The organism is Priestia sp. TGN 0903 (assembly GCF_050846855.1).
Classification (GTDB): domain Bacteria; phylum Bacillota; class Bacilli; order Bacillales; family Bacillaceae_H; genus Priestia; species Priestia zanthoxyli.
This window is the reverse complement of the sequence record NZ_JBOZGL010000002.1, coordinates 97,370-112,532: the sequence shown is the minus strand read 5'-3', so window position 1 is coordinate 112,532 and position 15,163 is coordinate 97,370. Positions and strand designations below refer to the sequence as shown.

Sequence of the window (15,163 nt, the reverse complement as noted above, 5' to 3'; positions counted from 1 at the left end):
TGCATATTGAAATAGCTGCTTCTTGCTCGCAAAAGACTTACTGTGATCAAAACGTTCATCTTATCATAACATAAAAAAAGGGGGAGGTTATCCCTCTCCCTTTTTGATTACTCTTGAATTTTCACATACACTTTTTTACCTTGCTGTGATGCTGCTGCATTCACAACAGTTCGAATCGCTTTTGCAACGCGGCCTTGTTTGCCGATTACTTTGCCGACATCTTCTTGGTGAACAGTAAGGATGTAAGTCACTTGACGTTCATCTTCTTGTTCCTCCACTTTAACATCAGCTGGATAATCAACAAGCGGCTTTACAATTGTTTCGATTAGTGATGTCATCTCGAGTGAAATTATTTTCCTAATTTAGCATTATGGAATTTTTCCATGATGCCTTCGTTAGAGAAAAGGTTACGAACTGTATCAGATGGTTTAGCACCATTTTGTAACCATTTAAGAGCTAGCTCTTCATCGATTTTAACTTCAGCTGGTTGAACTACAGGATTGTAAGTTCCAACTACTTCGATGTAACGTCCATCACGTGGTGAACGAGAGTCTGCTGCTACGATACGATAGAAAGGAGATTTTTTAGCTCCCATACGTTTTAAACGAATTTTTACTGCCATTTTATAAAGCACCTCCGAATATGTTTCAACAAGATAATATAATATCAAATAGGTAAAATGTTTGTAAAGGTTTTTTTCTTAACACTAGAAAAATATTTTATTTTCTTTGGTTTTTTCAGTTCAAATCAAGCATTTTATCATGAAAAGAATGGAAGTTTCATACCCTTTTTCTTGCCTTTTGACATATTTGTCATTTGTTTCATCATTTTTTTCATGTCTTCAAATTGTTTAAGCAAACGATTGACTTCTTGTACAGAACGTCCGCTTCCTTTTGCAATACGCTTTCTTCGACTTGAATTAATGATTTCAGGGTTTGTTTTTTCCGCTTTCGTCATCGAACGAATAATTGCTTCTACATGATTAATTTGCTTTTCATCAACCTGCAGGTTTTTGAGCCCCTTTACTTTATTGGCGCCCGGAAGCATACCAATTAGCTCATCAAGCGGTCCCATTTGACGCACCTGAGCAAGTTGATCTAAAAAGTCATCAAATGTAAATGACTGCGTGCGCAGCTTAGCTTCAAGCTCTTTTGCCTTTTCAGCATCTACATTTGCCTGAGCCTTTTCGATAAGCGTCAGCACATCACCCATACCTAAGATACGGGAAGCCATACGCTCTGGGTGGAATGCTTCAATAGCATCCATCTTTTCTCCAAGACCGACAAACTTAATTGGTGTATCAGTTACTGCACGAATAGAAAGCGCTGCACCACCGCGCGTATCGCCGTCTAGTTTCGTTAATACAACGCCAGTTAATCCTAATTGCTTATTAAAGCTATCCGCAACGTTTACTGCATCTTGACCCGTCATCGCATCGACAACAAGGAAAATTTCGTCTGGGTTAGAAAGCTCTTTGATCTGTTCTAACTCCTCCATTAGATTTTCATCAACATGCAAACGTCCCGCTGTATCAATTAATACATAATCGTGATGCTCTTCTTTCGCATGAGCAATAGCTTGTTTCGCAATCTCCACAGGACTTACTTGATCACCTAATGAAAAAACAGACATGCTAAGCTGTTTCCCTAGTGTTTCAAGCTGTTTAATAGCTGCCGGACGATAAATATCTGCTGCTACAAGCAATGGATTACGGTTATATTTTTTACGTAATAAATTGGCAAGTTTACCAGTTGTTGTTGTTTTACCTGCACCTTGAAGTCCAACCATCATAATTACAGTTGGAGCTTTTGGAGCTACTGCAATCTTGCTTTGCTCTCCGCCCATAAGTGCAGTTAATTCTTCTTGTACAACCTTAATAACTTGCTGTCCAGGCGTTAAGCTCTTAAGAACGTCTTGACCTACAGCACGTTCGCTTACGCGCTTAACAAAGTCTTTTACTACTTTAAAGTTTACATCGGCTTCTAAAAGGGCAAGTCTAACTTCACGCATCATTTCTTTAACATCAGCTTCGTTAACTTTTCCTTTTCCTTTTAACTTTTGCAGTGTGCTTTGCAAACGGTCGGCTAATCCTTCAAATGCCATATACGCCGCCCCCTAATCTAATTTCTCGAGCGAATCAAGAAGAGAAGAAAGCTTACTGTTCTTGTGTAAGTCGGCTGCAAGTTCGTCTTTCAGTTGTTGAACAATTGATTGACGCTCTTGAAACCGTTGAAATAACAATAGCTTTTCCTCATATTGTTCAAGCATTTGCTCTGTACGTTTTATATTATCATAAACTGCTTGACGACTCACATCAAATTCTTCCGCTATTTCACCGAGGGAATAATCATCCAAGTAATAAAGTGACATATAACTTCTTTGTTTGGGCGTCAACAGCGCCTGATAGAAGTCAAATAAGTAATTCATTCTTGTTGTTTTCTCGAGCATATGCACGCTCTTTTCAACCATCTGACCGCCCCCTTGTTAAGTGAAAAGCCTTTACATGTTATTAGTTTAACTAGGCGAGGTTTGAATGTCAAGTTTTTTCCTTAACACCTCACATTTTTCCACTTAAAAGAGATGGAAACATAACTAAATTACTTCAATTTAAAGACGACTAAATATGAAACCTGCGTCCACCCTACTAATAAAAAGATCCGAACGATTAATCGTTCGGATCTTCCTTCAACGAAGATACTTTTATCCCAGCCTCTTTTTAGATTACGCCTCTTTTTCTGTTTCTTCTTCTACAGCATTGGCAAATAACCCATAGATATATTGCTCCGTGTCAAACGGCTGAAGGTCGTCTACTTTTTCTCCAAGTCCAACGAATTTAACAGGAAGCTTCAGTTCGTTTCGAATGGCAAGAACAATCCCGCCTTTAGCCGTACCATCTAGTTTTGTTAACACAATTCCAGTCACGTTCGTTGCTTCTGAGAATGTTTTAGCCTGACTTAAAGCGTTTTGACCCGTCGTCGCATCAAGTACGAGAAGCACTTCATGCGGAGCACCAGGAATTTCTCGCTCAATAACACGCTTTACTTTCTCTAATTCTTTCATTAAATTCACTTTGTTTTGAAGGCGACCTGCTGTATCACATAATAAAACATCTGCTTTTCGAGCCTTGGCTGACTGAACAGCGTCATACATGACAGCGGCAGGGTCAGAGCCTGCAGATTGCTTAATAACATCAACACCAACGCGTTCTCCCCATACTTCTAACTGCTCAATCGCACCGGCACGGAACGTATCTCCTGCCGCCATTACGACTTTTTTGCCTTCTTGTTTGAATTTATGTGCAATTTTCCCAATTGTTGTTGTTTTCCCAACGCCGTTTACCCCTACAAACAAAATAACCGTTAAATCATTTTGCTGCATATTTAATTCACCAATCTGCTCTTCACCAGATTCATAAATATCAATTAATTTCTCAGAGATGACAGCCTGTACATCTTGAGGGTCCTTAATATTACGGCGTTTCACTTCCGATTTTAAGTCATCAATTAAATCCAACACGGTAGCCACGCCGACATCAGCGCTAATTAAAATTTCCTCTAATTCCTCAAAAAACTCTTCGTCTACTTGACGATAGCGAGACACTAGATCATTCACACGTTCCGAAAAAGAATTGCGTGTTTTTGATAGTCCATCTTTAAATTTTTGTGTAACAGAATCCGTTTGCATTGTAATTTTTTCTTTTAATTTCTTAAAAAAGCTCATTCGTACCACCCTTTCATTCTATGAGTTAAACATATTGCTTTGATTCTTCTAAACGAACAGAGACTAATTTCGATACGCCAGATTCTTGCATTGTCACACCGTACAGTACGTCAGCTTCTTCCATTGTACCTTTTCGGTGAGTAATAACAATGAACTGTGTTTGATTACTAAATTTGCGTAGATACGTAGCGAAGCGATGAACGTTCGCTTCATCAAGCGCCGCTTCCACTTCATCTAGCACACAAAACGGCACCGGACGTACTTTCAAAATAGAAAACAGGAGGGCAATGGCTGTTAACGAACGCTCGCCGCCTGACAGCAACCCTAGATTCTGCAGTTTTTTCCCAGGAGGCTGGGCAACAATTTCCACCCCTGTATTTAATAAATCTTTCGGATCTGTTAATTTCAAATCCGCTTTTCCTCCTCCGAATAGTGAAGAGAACACTGTACCAAATTCATTGCGGATACGAGAGAACGTATCAGAAAAACGTTTCTTCATTTCCTCGTCCATTTCTTCAATCACTTGATACAGGGTATTTTTCGCTTCGTCGAGGTCAGCTCGCTGCGTATTTAAAAATTCATAGCGTTCTGAAACGCGTTCGTATTGTTCGATAGAACCTAAGTTTACGGTTCCTAATTCATCAATTGCCAGCTTAATGAGCTTGATTTTTTTCCTTGCTTCTTGAATATCTAATGTTAAAGGATACTTTTCTTTTGCTGCTTCAAAGCTAATTTCGTACTCTTCTGTCAGCTGCTGGAGACGGCTGTCTAGCTCTACGTCAATTCGATTGATTTTGACTTCTTCATCTTTTAAAGCATCCGTAATTTGTTTGTACTGACGCTGGAGCTCTTTTACAACCCTTTCTTCGTCTTCAAGCTTATTCTGGGCTTTCAACCGCTCTGATCTGCAGTCATCCATTAATTGTAACGTTTCTGTCTTTTCTTTTATTCGCTCATGCGCCGCTTCTTCGAGCTGAAGTTCACCCGAGTCGTTGCTCGTGATTTCACTCGTTAAAAGAGAAAGATCATCTGTAGCTTCAGACAAACGCTGAATGGTTTGATCAAGCTCAAAGCACACTCTTTCGTATTTTTCTTGCTGATTTGTGAGGAACTGTTCTTTTTTCGCAAGAAGCACTTTTACTTCTGTAAGCTCATGTTGAACCGTTTCTTTAGACGTTTGCTGTGTATGCTTGCGTGCAGCTAACTCTTCAATGTTTTTCTCTAATACATTTGCCTGCTGCTGATTTCCCTGCAAACTCGTATGCAGCTCATCAATTCGAGCGGACAAGCTTGTTTGATCTTGTCTAAAGCTAGCAATATCATGATCATACATGGTTAAGCGGTCATTCACTGCTTTTTCTTCGATGTCAATTTGCTTTACTTCTCGGTCAGATTCCTGCTCTTTGTCTTTCAAGCGTTCCACAAATGCCTGCTGTTTATTAATTTCCTGTTGAAGCTCTTCAATCTGTGACTTTTTATCTTTCACATCTTGCTCGAGCACAAGCGTCTTTTGTTCCATCTCTTCTATTTTTGCCGTAATGACTTCCACTTCACGCTGACGGCCTAACAAAGAGTTGGACTTTTGCTTCATTGAACCGCCTGTCATCGAACCACCGGGGTTGACCACATCCCCTTTAACGGTCACAAAACGATAGCGATGCTGCACAAGACGGGCAAGTTCATTCGCGCCTTTTAAATCATTGACAACAATAACGGTTCCAAGCAAATTTTTAATAACTCGGTCGTAAGTAGCTTCGTATTTAACAAGAGATGAAGCGATTCCTACATACGCTTCGTGACTCTCTAGCATAGAAATAGTTTGAGCCGGAACATAACGGTCTTTTACAGACGTCAGTGGTAAAAATGTAGCTCTTCCGTAACCGTTTTGTTTCAAAAAGCCAATTGCCTGACGGGCACTTTGTTCGTCTTGAACGACAATGTGCTGAGCTGCTCCTCCAAGCGCAATTTCAAGCGCTGTTTCATACTCTTTTGGGACATTAATTAGCTCAGCAATGGCACCTTTAATACCTGCAAGCTTCCCATCACGCGCTTTTAGTACTTCTTTTACACCGTGAAAATAACCTTCATAGTCTTCTTGCATCTCTTCAAGCATTTCTTTTCGTGATTTTGTCTGTTGCACGTACTGATAAGCTTGATAAAGCGTAGACTCTTGTTTACGATAGGCTTGCCTTAATGACTCAAGCTTCTCTCCTTGCTGCTTATACACTTGTACAGCCTGCTGAAGCTCTTGACGAAACTGAGCGAGCCTTTTGATCGCCGCTTCTTTTCGCTGCGCTAATTCACGGCGCTGTTGGACGTATTGCTCGTTGGATTTTGTTAAGCGCTGCTCTTTTTCAAACGTTTGCATTTTTTGCTGCTCTAAAAATGAAATTTCATTTCGAGCGGATGTTTGAGCGTTCGCTAATTCAAAATATTCGCTTTTCATCTGTTCAAGTTTTTCTTCTAGATTCTCACTGTACTGCCTGAACAACTGTTCCTGCTCAGTAAGCTTCAGACGTATCTCTTGCACTTCTTTTTGAGATTGCTCAAGATCTTTTCCTTCGCTGTCTTTTGCTTTACTTAGCTCTTGATGCTTATGAGTATACTCTTTTACTAAACGTTCCAGCTGCTCTTTATTTTGAAAAGCATTTTTCTTACGCTCTTTTAATACTTCTTTTTTGCCTTCTAGCTTTTCTACTTCTTCACTTACATATAGTAGTTTTTTATGTAAAGAGTCTAGCTGTTCATCGATTTGCTGAATATGCGAACGAAGGGTCTGAATTTCTCCTTCACGCGTGCGAATATTGGTCGCGAGAGATTCTTCAAGCTGCTCGTGCTGAGCCATTTCAGCTTTTAATTTTTCCCATTTCTGATGAAGATCTTCAACTTCAAATACCGTAACAGCCACATCAATGTGCTCTAATTCTTCTTTTTTCTGCAAATAATCTTTTGCAATAGACGATTGAATCTGTAAAGGCTCTAACTGACCTTCAATTTCATGAAGAATATCTACTACTCGATTTAAATTTTCTTGCGTTTCGAGAAGCCGAAGCTCCGCTTTTCGTTTACGCGTTTTGTATTTTAATACACCTGCTGCTTCTTCAAAAATTTTACGGCGCTCGTCAGATTTACTGCTTAGTACTTCTTCTACTTTTCCTTGACTGATAATCGAAAAAGCTTCTCTTCCAAGTCCTGAGTCCATAAATAAATCGACAATATCTTTTAAACGGCACGGCTGGTTGTTAATAAAAAATTCACTGTCTCCTGAGCGGTACACGCGCCTTGTAATACTAACTTCATGATAATCAAGCGGGAGAAACTGGTCATCATTTTCCAAAGTCAGCGTTACGTCAGCCACGTTTACCGCACGGCGTGATTCGCTTCCTGCAAAAATAATGTCCTCCATTTTCCCTCCACGAAGCGATTTGGCTGACTGTTCTCCAAGCACCCAGCGTATAGCATCCGTAATGTTGCTTTTTCCGCTCCCATTCGGTCCTACTACCGCCGTTACACCTGGCACAAAATCTATCGATACTTTTTCTGCAAACGATTTGAACCCTGCAATATCTAATCGTTTGAGGAACATAGAAATCTCCCCTCACACATGTAATCTTTTCATAGCAAATCCCCCTTTATAACGAATGCGTTAAGAGGGGGATCATTTTATTTCGTTTGACTTGCTCTAATTTTCGTAATAGCTACTTGAGCTGCTTTTTGCTCTGCTTCTTTTTTCGAACGGCCTACACCAACGCCGAGCTCTTCACCATTTAACGATACGCGAGATAAGAATTCGCGATTATGCGCTGGACCTTTTTCTTGCAAAACTTTGTATTCTAATTGTCCAACTCCATCACGTTGAATCACTTCTTGAAGCTGGCTTTTGAAATCCATCACATGAGAAAAAGCACCTTCATTAATTTTTGGAAAGACAACTTTTTTTAGAATCGTTACTACCGTATCAAGCCCTTGGTCTAAATAAAGAGCTCCGATAAATGCTTCAAACACATCGGCCAGTAAAGCCGGTCTAGATCGGCCGCCCGTCATCTCTTCACCTTTTCCAAGTAACACTAGTTTACCAAAATCCATTTCATTTGCAAAAGTAACAAGCGACGGTTCACACACAACTGCTGCACGAAGCTTCGTTAACTCACCTTCACTCATCGTTGGATACTTTTTAAATAAAAATTGTGATACGGTTAGCTCTAATACGGCATCTCCTAAAAACTCAAGACGCTCGTTGTCTTCATACGGTCTTCTGCGATGCTCATTCACATAGGATGAATGTGTAAATGCTTGAAAAAGAAGCGCTTCATTTGTAAACTGAATACCAATTTCCTTTTGAAACTCGGCAAAATTTTGCTTGAATTTCACGTTCATCTTTCGATCTCGATTTGAATATTGTTTAGGCATAAAATACCTCCGCTTACCTGCTTCAATTGTTTCGTAGTTTTTCCCTACCATCTCTCATTATAAAACGAGGTATCCTAAAAGATACACTACCTTTTCAAAAAAAAGAGGTCTTTTTTTGAAATTCTTAAAAAGAAGAGAAAGCCCCGCTGTTTAACGGGGCTTTTCATACATATACTACAGATTAAATTTGGCTCTGTATGTAATTAACTGCATCTCCTACAGTTGAAATTTTTTCAGCTTCTTCGTCAGAAATTTCGATATCGAATTCCTCTTCAAGCTCCATTACAAATTCAACTACGTCTAGAGAGTCAGCACCTAAGTCTTCTTTGAAACTAGATTCTAGTTTCACTTCACTTTTGTCTACACCAAGACGATCAACAATGATTGTTGTTACGCGTTCTAGTACCTCTGCCATTGTTCTTCACCTCCCCTCAAGTCATTATAGATGATTTCCATCTAAAATACTATGGTTGAATAATAAAGTTTATCGGTCGCCTAGTAAACGTCCCTTTGTACTTTATCACCAAATTGCACTTTTCGTAAAGTGCCTTTTTTACATCACCATTCCGCCGTCAACGTGAATCGTTTGACCGGTAATATAACGGCTTGCATCTGATGCTAAAAACGCAACTGCGTTCGCAACATCCTCAGGCTGGCCAAAACTTGCAAGAGGAATTTGCTTTAACATTTCCGCCTGAACTTCTTCATTCAATTTATCCGTCATGTCTGTTGCAATGAAACCAGGAGCAACTGCATTCACTGTAATATTGCGGCTTGCTAATTCTTTGGCAGTTGTTTTTGTTAAACCAATCACGCCTGATTTTGCTGCTACATAATTTGCTTGTCCAGCATTACCGCTGACGCCGACAATTGATGAAATGTTAATGATGCGTCCTGCGCGCTGCTTCATCATTTGACGAGTAACCGCTTTTGTACACAAAAACACGCCTTTTAAGTTTGTATTAATAACATCATCCCATTCGTCTTCTTTCATACGCATAAGAAGATTATCACGTGTGATGCCCGCGTTGTTTACTAAAATATCTACTGAACCAAATGTAGAAATCGCTTCTTTTATCATTGCTTGTACAGAATCACTTTCTGCCACATTTGCTTGTACAGCAATTGCATCCGTTCCTAGTCCTTTAATTTCATCCACAACTTCAAGAGCTTTCGCTTCGCTTCCAGAATAGTTTACAACTACTTTAGCACCAAGCTTTCCCAGCTCAATTGCAACGGCACGACCAATTCCGCGAGAAGCGCCTGTTACAACTGCAACTTTCCCTTGTAACATGTTATTCTCCCCCTTTTAGTGCGTCAATCGTTGATTTTAATGATGTAAGATCATTAACAGCGTAAACAGCCGCACGGCGATTTACTTTTTTCACAAGACCTGATAATACTTTTCCTGGTCCAATTTCAACAAATGTCTCTACACCTTCTGCAAGAAGTGTCTCAACTGTTTCTTCCCATCTCACTGGAGAATACAGTTGTTCCACTAGCTTGTTTTGAATATCTTGACTGTCAGTAACCGGCTTTGCTGTTACGTTTGCTATGACTGGAACTTTCGCATCGCTAAAGCCCACTGTTTCTAGCGTATCACGTAATTTTTCAGCAGCTGGCTTCATTAAACTAGAGTGAAACGGACCGCTTACCACTAGAGGAATCACGCGTTTTGCACCTTTTTCTTTGGCAAGAGCTCCTGCTTTTTCTACGCCATTTACCGTACCTGAAATAACAATTTGACCCGGACAGTTAATATTTGCAAGCTGAACAGCGTCGCCTTCGTTTGTAATTTGAGCGGTAACGGCTTCTAGATCTTCCGCAGACATGCCAAGCACTGCTGCCATTGTACCTTGACCTGCTGGTACAGCTTCGTCCATATAGCGACCTCTTTTGTGAACAGCCACAACAGCATCTTTAAACGATAAAACCTCAGCAGCCACAAGCGCACTGTATTCTCCTAGACTGTGACCCGCAACAAAATCGGGTGTAATTCCGCTCGTTTTAAACGCTTCAAGCAGCATTGTACTCGTTGTTAAAAGAGCAGGTTGAGCGTGATAAGTTAAAGTCAATTCTTCTTGAGGCCCTTCAAAAATAATGTTTGAAAGACTGAACCCTAAAGCTTCGTCAGCTGTATCAATCAGCTTTTTTGCTTCCTCTGTTTCATCATATAAATCTTTTCCCATACCAACAGTTTGTGACCCTTGGCCTGGAAAGATAAAAGCAATTTTCCCCATTTCTTATCTCTCCTTTTCTTCATTAACAGTTTGTTCGATTGCTTTTTGAATAGTGGAAGACACATTGTTTTCCACCATATTCACAGCTTGCTTAATCGCGCTAAATACTGCATTCGCATCCGACGAACCGTGCGCTTTGATAACAGGCGCATGCAATCCAAACAGCCCTGCTCCTCCATATTCACTGTAATCCATTTTCGCTTTTAAACCCTGCAGCTGAGGCTTGAGTACCGCTGCGGCTAACTTGCTTTTTAACGTGCTCATTAATTCTTGTTTAATCATTGAAAACAAGGAAAGCGCCGTTCCCTCAATGCTCTTAAGAGTCATATTTCCTGTAAAACCATCTGTTACAACCACATCGGCTACGCCGTTTAGCAAATCACGAGATTCTACGTTGCCTACAAAATTGAGATCAGCGTTTTTTAGTAGCTGAAAAGCTTGTTTGGTTAAGTCATTTCCTTTTTTATCTTCAGTTCCAATGTTCAACAGTCCCACTCTAGGAGCTTGAATGCCGCGTACTTTTTCGGCATACACCGACCCCATCACAGCGTACTGGAGCAAATGTTCAGGCTTGGCATCAACATTTGCACCAACATCTAGCATTAAAAAGCCTTTTCCATCTAGTGTCGGAAGCGTCGGAGCAAGTGCTGGGCGTTCAATGCCTTTGATGCGACCTACAATAAAAAGTCCGGCTGTCATTAACGCACCTGTATTTCCTGCTGAAATACAAGCATCGGCACGACCTTCGGCTACTTCATTTGCCATTAATACCATAGATGCTTGTTTTTTACGACGCACAGCTCGCACTGGCTCGTCAGTTGCATCAATGGTTTCTTCTGTATGAATAATCGAAATACGATCTGAATTCGTTAAATACTTTTTTATTTCTGATTCGTTTCCAATTAACGTAATATGTAATTCTTTAAATTGAGCAGTAGCTTTTTCTACACCTTCAATAATGGCTTTCGGTGCATGATCTCCGCCCATTGCATCAATAGCTAGTTTCATGTTGGGTCTCATCCTTTTTATTATTTATCCTTTGTAGAACGATACATTTTAAAAGTGCCAGAGAACACTTGCTCTTGCCCTACATAGCTGTTTACCTCAACGGTGGTTCGCACTTCACTAGTTGACAGAACTTTCGCTTTTGCTATCACTCGTTCATGAAGCTTAACAGGGCGATGATAACGGATCGACGCATCTGCTGTGAGCGCTAGTTCGTTGTTAATAACAGCGACAGCTAACGAATTAGCTTGCGCAAAAAGGTGGTGACCACGAGCAATTTGATTACGCTGAAACACATGCTCTGTTTTCACATCAAAAATAGATATCGCTGATTGATCTAGTTCAATGTCGATAACTTCTCCAATTACTTCTTCAATCGGAAGCGAACGCACTTCCTCGTCTAGTTGTTTTGAAGCTACATGCTTAATACGTTCTCGCAGTTCAGGAATCGACAACTCTAGGCGGTCTAATCGAATTGTTTGAACGCTCACTGAAAAACGGTCTGCTAGTTCTTCATCCGTAATAAATGGGTTTTCTTCAATTGTCGTTTTTAATAGCTGCTGTCTTTCTTTTTTACTGCGCTTCATTGTCCACCATCCGAACTTTTAATACTAGGTACTAATAGCAGTATATAATCATTGCCTTCTAATTGCAACATTTTTCACATGCTGTATTCTGTGCATCACACTATGGATATTCATGACTATTAACAGCCGCTAAAAGTATCTACATACATGAAACCGACGTTCACCCTGCCAATGAAAAAATCCGAACGAGTTGGATTCTTCATCAAGAATCTCGATTCATCGTTCGGATTTCCCTTCAACTAAACTACTTTCAGCCTCTTTTACTAATCAAATTTTTCTCCAGTTAATACGCCCGTTGCTTCTAATTGTATTCTCAGCAGCGCAAACTGCTCTTCTGTCCAAAAACTGTCGGAATTTACAAGCTTAGCAGCATCTTCTCGAGCTACTTCAAGCGCACGGTAATCGTGCACCATATCCGCTACTTTAAACTCAGGCATCCCGCTTTGTTTTCTACCAAAGAAATCACCAGGCCCACGAAGCTCTAAGTCTCTTTCTGATAATACAAATCCATCGTTTGTTTCCGTCATAATGGTCATTCGTTCTTTTCCAACTTCTGATTTCGGATCCGCGAGTAGAATACAATATGACTGTGCATCTCCTCGTCCTACGCGTCCTCTTAGCTGATGAAGCTGAGATAACCCAAAGCGCTCTGCATCATAAATGACCATTACGGTTGCATTCGGAACGTTCACTCCTACTTCTACAACCGTTGTTGATACTAAAATCTGCACGTCATTTACGCTAAACTGTTTCATCACTTCTTCTTTTTCATCAGGTGACAATCTTCCGTGCATGAGACCAACGCTTGCTTTTCCATTAAAATAGTGAGTGAGTGTTGCATGCACATCAATTGCATTTTGAACATCCAGCTTGTCCGATTCTTCAATCAACGGACAAATAACATAAGCTTGTCTGCCATCGTGTATTTCTTTTTCAACGAAATGTAAAATACGTTCAAGCATATCATGTTTTACCCAGTACGTTTCAATAGCCTTACGTCCTGCTGGCATTTCATCGATAATGGACACATCCATTTCTCCAAACACCGTAATAGCAAGGGTTCTTGGAATAGGAGTCGCCGTCATAAACAGTACATCCGGACTTTCTCCTTTTTCACGTAAAACCCGGCGCTGTCCAACTCCAAAGCGGTGCTGTTCATCCGTAATGACGAGCCCTAAACTATTATATATAACTTCGTCTTGAATTAAGGCATGTGTACCTACTAATACATGAACATCTCCGTCTCTCACTCGCTGAAGCAGCTCTCTTCTTGCTTTTCCTTTAACAGATCCTGTTAGCAAGCCTACGCTGATGCCTACCTTTTCAAGCATCGCAGTTAATGACTCTGCATGCTGTTCAGCTAAAATTTCAGTCGGTACCATTAAAGCACCTTGATGTCCCGCTAAAACAGTGGCGTATAAAGCAACCGCTGCTACGACTGTTTTACCTGACCCTACATCACCTTGCAGCAAGCGATTCATGCGATAAGGCGATTTCATATCGTGCGTAATTTCGTTTACTACACGTTTTTGAGCGCTTGTTAACGGAAACGGCAGCAAGTTCGTGAAGTTTACCAGCTCAGTTGAATCAAATGCTTGCTTCATTCCAGGCGTTTCTTCTCTTTCGCGCTTTCTCAGCGCCTGCATTTTTAATTGAAAAAGTAGAAATTCTTCATAGACAAACCGACGTCTCGCTTGTTTTAAATCTTCATGATCACGAGGTAAGTGAATACTTCTAACCGCTTCTTCACGCGTTACTAGTTTGTACCTAGAACGAATAGAGGCCGGGAGCATATCCTGAATGCTGCTCCCATAATTCTTCAACGCAAGAGAGACGAACTTCCGCATTCCTTTGACCGTTAAGCTGCCTTTAACTGAGTAAACAGGCTCAATCGTTTGATTTTTAACAAACGGAGAAAATTGAAGCTCCTGCAAGTTAATCGTTTGCCGATGCTGATCCCATTTCCCTGTAACCGTAACAGTTTGATCGATTTCTAACTTTGATTTATAGTAAGGGCGATTAAAACAAGTAACCGTAATCAAATAGCGGTTTACTAGCAGCCGAAACGTAAGGCGCGAACGTTTTTTGCCGTAATACGTAAGCGAGGGGACGCTGTGAACCTTTCCTTCTACGGTGACCTTTTCGTCGTGCTTTGCTTCAGCCAAATCTTTTAGCTCATAATCTTCATAGCGGTATGGGAAATGTTCTAACAAGTCATGCACACTGTGAATATGCATATCCTCTAATGCTTGTGCTGTTTCATCTCCAATACCTTTAATGGTTTTAATTGAAATAGTTGTTAGTTCATTCACTTTTATTTAATGCAATACCAAAGATCTTCGCTTCAAGCTCGCGACCTGTTGGTGTTGCCGCTAAGCCTCCTTGTGCAGTTTCTCGTAATGCAACCGGCATTGTTTGACCAATTTTATACATAGCATCAATGACTTCATCACATGGAATACGACTTGTAATGCCTGCTAAGGCCATATCTGCTGCAATCATTGCATTCGCCGCTCCCATTGCGTTTCGTTTCACACATGGAACTTCTACTAGCCCCGCTACTGGGTCACATACTAATCCTAGCATATTTTTGAGAGTAATTGCCATTGCTTCAGCTGCCTGACTCGGTGTACCTCCTGCCATTTCAACAATCGCTGCCGCTGCCATACCTGAAGCTGAACCAACTTCTGCTTGACATCCGCCTGCTGCTCCTGAAATAGACGCATTATTGGCTACAACAAACCCAAAAGCACCTGATGTAAATAAAAATTCAATCATTTCTTTACGAGTGGGATTTAGCTTATGTTGCACGGCAAACAGCGTTCCTGGCACTACCCCCGCAGATCCAGCAGTAGGCGTTGCACAGATTGTCCCCATTGCCGCATTTACTTCGTTTGTCGCTACAGCTTTGCTAACTGCATCTAAAATCAAATTTCCAGATAAAGATTTTCTGCTTTGAATATAGTTTTGAAGCAGCACTGCATCCCCGCCTGTTAAACCTGTAACAGACTGTACCCCTTTTAAACCGCGTTCAACCGCTTCTTCCATAACCGTTAAGTTCCGGTCCATTTTTTCCATGATTTCTTCACGAGTAACTCCCGTGATATCTATTTCCTGTTGAATCATAATTTCTGCAATTTTCACATTTTGACTTTCTGCTAATTCTACTAGTTCTGCTACATTTCGAAACATAGTAACCTC

General features: G+C 40.6%; 14 protein-coding genes. All 14 read right to left on the bottom strand.

Going from position 1 to position 15,163, the window contains the following annotated elements; translation table 11 throughout:
- Positions 1-107: 107 nt before the first annotated feature.
- Positions 108-338 carry a KH domain-containing protein gene (locus ACRPLY_RS06975; RefSeq protein ID WP_013058898.1) on the bottom strand — a complete coding sequence of 77 codons (231 nt, stop codon included), beginning with the start codon at positions 336-338 and terminating at the stop codon, positions 108-110.
- 11 nt (positions 339-349) lie between these two features.
- Positions 350-622, bottom strand: a complete 273-nt coding sequence (gene rpsP, locus ACRPLY_RS06970) for a 30S ribosomal protein S16 (protein WP_013058899.1) — start codon at positions 620-622, stop codon at positions 350-352.
- 137 nt (positions 623-759) lie between these two features.
- Positions 760-2,103 (bottom strand): signal recognition particle protein, encoded by a 1,344-nt coding sequence (gene ffh, locus ACRPLY_RS06965; protein ID WP_028411443.1) that lies wholly within the window; start codon positions 2,101-2,103, stop codon positions 760-762.
- 12 nt (positions 2,104-2,115) lie between these two features.
- Complete coding sequence (locus tag ACRPLY_RS06960; RefSeq protein ID WP_025750337.1) at positions 2,116-2,448, bottom strand: putative DNA-binding protein; 333 nt, start codon at positions 2,446-2,448, stop codon at positions 2,116-2,118.
- A gap of 273 nt (positions 2,449-2,721) precedes the next feature.
- Positions 2,722-3,720: a signal recognition particle-docking protein FtsY gene (ftsY, locus tag ACRPLY_RS06955; RefSeq protein WP_013058902.1), complete on the bottom strand. Its 999-nt coding sequence runs from the start codon at positions 3,718-3,720 to the stop codon at positions 2,722-2,724.
- Between the two features lie 25 nt (positions 3,721-3,745).
- Positions 3,746-7,306 carry a chromosome segregation protein SMC gene (gene smc / locus ACRPLY_RS06950; RefSeq protein ID WP_432231694.1) on the bottom strand — a complete coding sequence of 1,187 codons (3,561 nt, stop codon included), beginning with the start codon at positions 7,304-7,306 and terminating at the stop codon, positions 3,746-3,748.
- Positions 7,307-7,383: 77 nt separating this feature from the next.
- Positions 7,384-8,130 (bottom strand): ribonuclease III, encoded by a 747-nt coding sequence (gene rnc, locus ACRPLY_RS06945; RefSeq protein WP_013058904.1) that lies wholly within the window; start codon positions 8,128-8,130, stop codon positions 7,384-7,386.
- Between the two features lie 181 nt (positions 8,131-8,311).
- The gene (gene acpP / locus ACRPLY_RS06940) at positions 8,312-8,545 is read right to left on the bottom strand and encodes an acyl carrier protein (protein ID WP_013058905.1); all 234 of its coding nucleotides are present in this window, start codon (positions 8,543-8,545) and stop codon (positions 8,312-8,314) included.
- Positions 8,546-8,683: 138 nt separating this feature from the next.
- Entirely contained in the window at positions 8,684-9,424 is a 741-nt protein-coding gene (gene fabG / locus ACRPLY_RS06935; RefSeq protein ID WP_013058906.1) for a 3-oxoacyl-[acyl-carrier-protein] reductase, read from the bottom strand.
- Position 9,425: 1 nt separating this feature from the next.
- Complete coding sequence (gene fabD, locus ACRPLY_RS06930) at positions 9,426-10,370, bottom strand: ACP S-malonyltransferase (protein ID WP_098112904.1); 945 nt, start codon at positions 10,368-10,370, stop codon at positions 9,426-9,428.
- A gap of 3 nt (positions 10,371-10,373) precedes the next feature.
- Complete coding sequence (gene plsX, locus ACRPLY_RS06925; RefSeq protein ID WP_098112905.1) at positions 10,374-11,378, bottom strand: phosphate acyltransferase PlsX; 1,005 nt, start codon at positions 11,376-11,378, stop codon at positions 10,374-10,376.
- A gap of 20 nt (positions 11,379-11,398) precedes the next feature.
- Positions 11,399-11,962, bottom strand: a complete 564-nt coding sequence (fapR, locus tag ACRPLY_RS06920; RefSeq protein ID WP_013058909.1) for a transcription factor FapR — start codon at positions 11,960-11,962, stop codon at positions 11,399-11,401.
- Positions 11,963-12,225: 263 nt separating this feature from the next.
- A complete protein-coding gene (recG, locus tag ACRPLY_RS06915; RefSeq protein WP_033579773.1) occupies positions 12,226-14,274 on the bottom strand; it encodes an ATP-dependent DNA helicase RecG in 2,049 nt (682 codons plus the stop codon).
- The gene (gene sdaAA, locus ACRPLY_RS06910) at positions 14,267-15,154 is read right to left on the bottom strand and encodes an L-serine ammonia-lyase, iron-sulfur-dependent, subunit alpha (RefSeq protein WP_323600052.1); all 888 of its coding nucleotides are present in this window, start codon (positions 15,152-15,154) and stop codon (positions 14,267-14,269) included. The genes recG and sdaAA overlap by 8 nt, the downstream gene beginning before the upstream one ends.
- Positions 15,155-15,163: the final 9 nt, after the last annotated feature.

What these genes read in the sequence shown, in the direction of transcription:
- ftsY (WP_013058902.1), bottom strand. Translation starts at nt 3,720, where the DNA reads ATGAGCTTTTTTAAGAAATTAAAAGAAAAAATTACAATGCAAACGGAT.
- sdaAA (WP_323600052.1), bottom strand. Translation starts at nt 15,154, where the DNA reads ATGTTTCGAAATGTAGCAGAACTAGTAGAATTAGCAGAAAGTCAAAAT.
- ffh (WP_028411443.1), bottom strand. Translation starts at nt 2,103, where the DNA reads ATGGCATTTGAAGGATTAGCCGACCGTTTGCAAAGCACACTGCAAAAG.
- rnc (WP_013058904.1), bottom strand. Translation starts at nt 8,130, where the DNA reads ATGCCTAAACAATATTCAAATCGAGATCGAAAGATGAACGTGAAATTC.
- smc (WP_432231694.1), bottom strand. Translation starts at nt 7,306, where the DNA reads ATGTTCCTCAAACGATTAGATATTGCAGGGTTCAAATCGTTTGCAGAA.
- ACRPLY_RS06960 (WP_025750337.1), bottom strand. Translation starts at nt 2,448, where the DNA reads ATGCTCGAGAAAACAACAAGAATGAATTACTTATTTGACTTCTATCAG.
- fabG (WP_013058906.1), bottom strand. Translation starts at nt 9,424, where the DNA reads ATGTTACAAGGGAAAGTTGCAGTTGTAACAGGCGCTTCTCGCGGAATT.
- acpP (WP_013058905.1), bottom strand. Translation starts at nt 8,545, where the DNA reads ATGGCAGAGGTACTAGAACGCGTAACAACAATCATTGTTGATCGTCTT.
- ACRPLY_RS06975 (WP_013058898.1), bottom strand. Translation starts at nt 338, where the DNA reads ATGACATCACTAATCGAAACAATTGTAAAGCCGCTTGTTGATTATCCA.
- fabD (WP_098112904.1), bottom strand. Translation starts at nt 10,370, where the DNA reads ATGGGGAAAATTGCTTTTATCTTTCCAGGCCAAGGGTCACAAACTGTT.
- fapR (WP_013058909.1), bottom strand. Translation starts at nt 11,962, where the DNA reads ATGAAGCGCAGTAAAAAAGAAAGACAGCAGCTATTAAAAACGACAATT.
- plsX (WP_098112905.1), bottom strand. Translation starts at nt 11,378, where the DNA reads ATGAAACTAGCTATTGATGCAATGGGCGGAGATCATGCACCGAAAGCC.
- rpsP (WP_013058899.1), bottom strand. Translation starts at nt 622, where the DNA reads ATGGCAGTAAAAATTCGTTTAAAACGTATGGGAGCTAAAAAATCTCCT.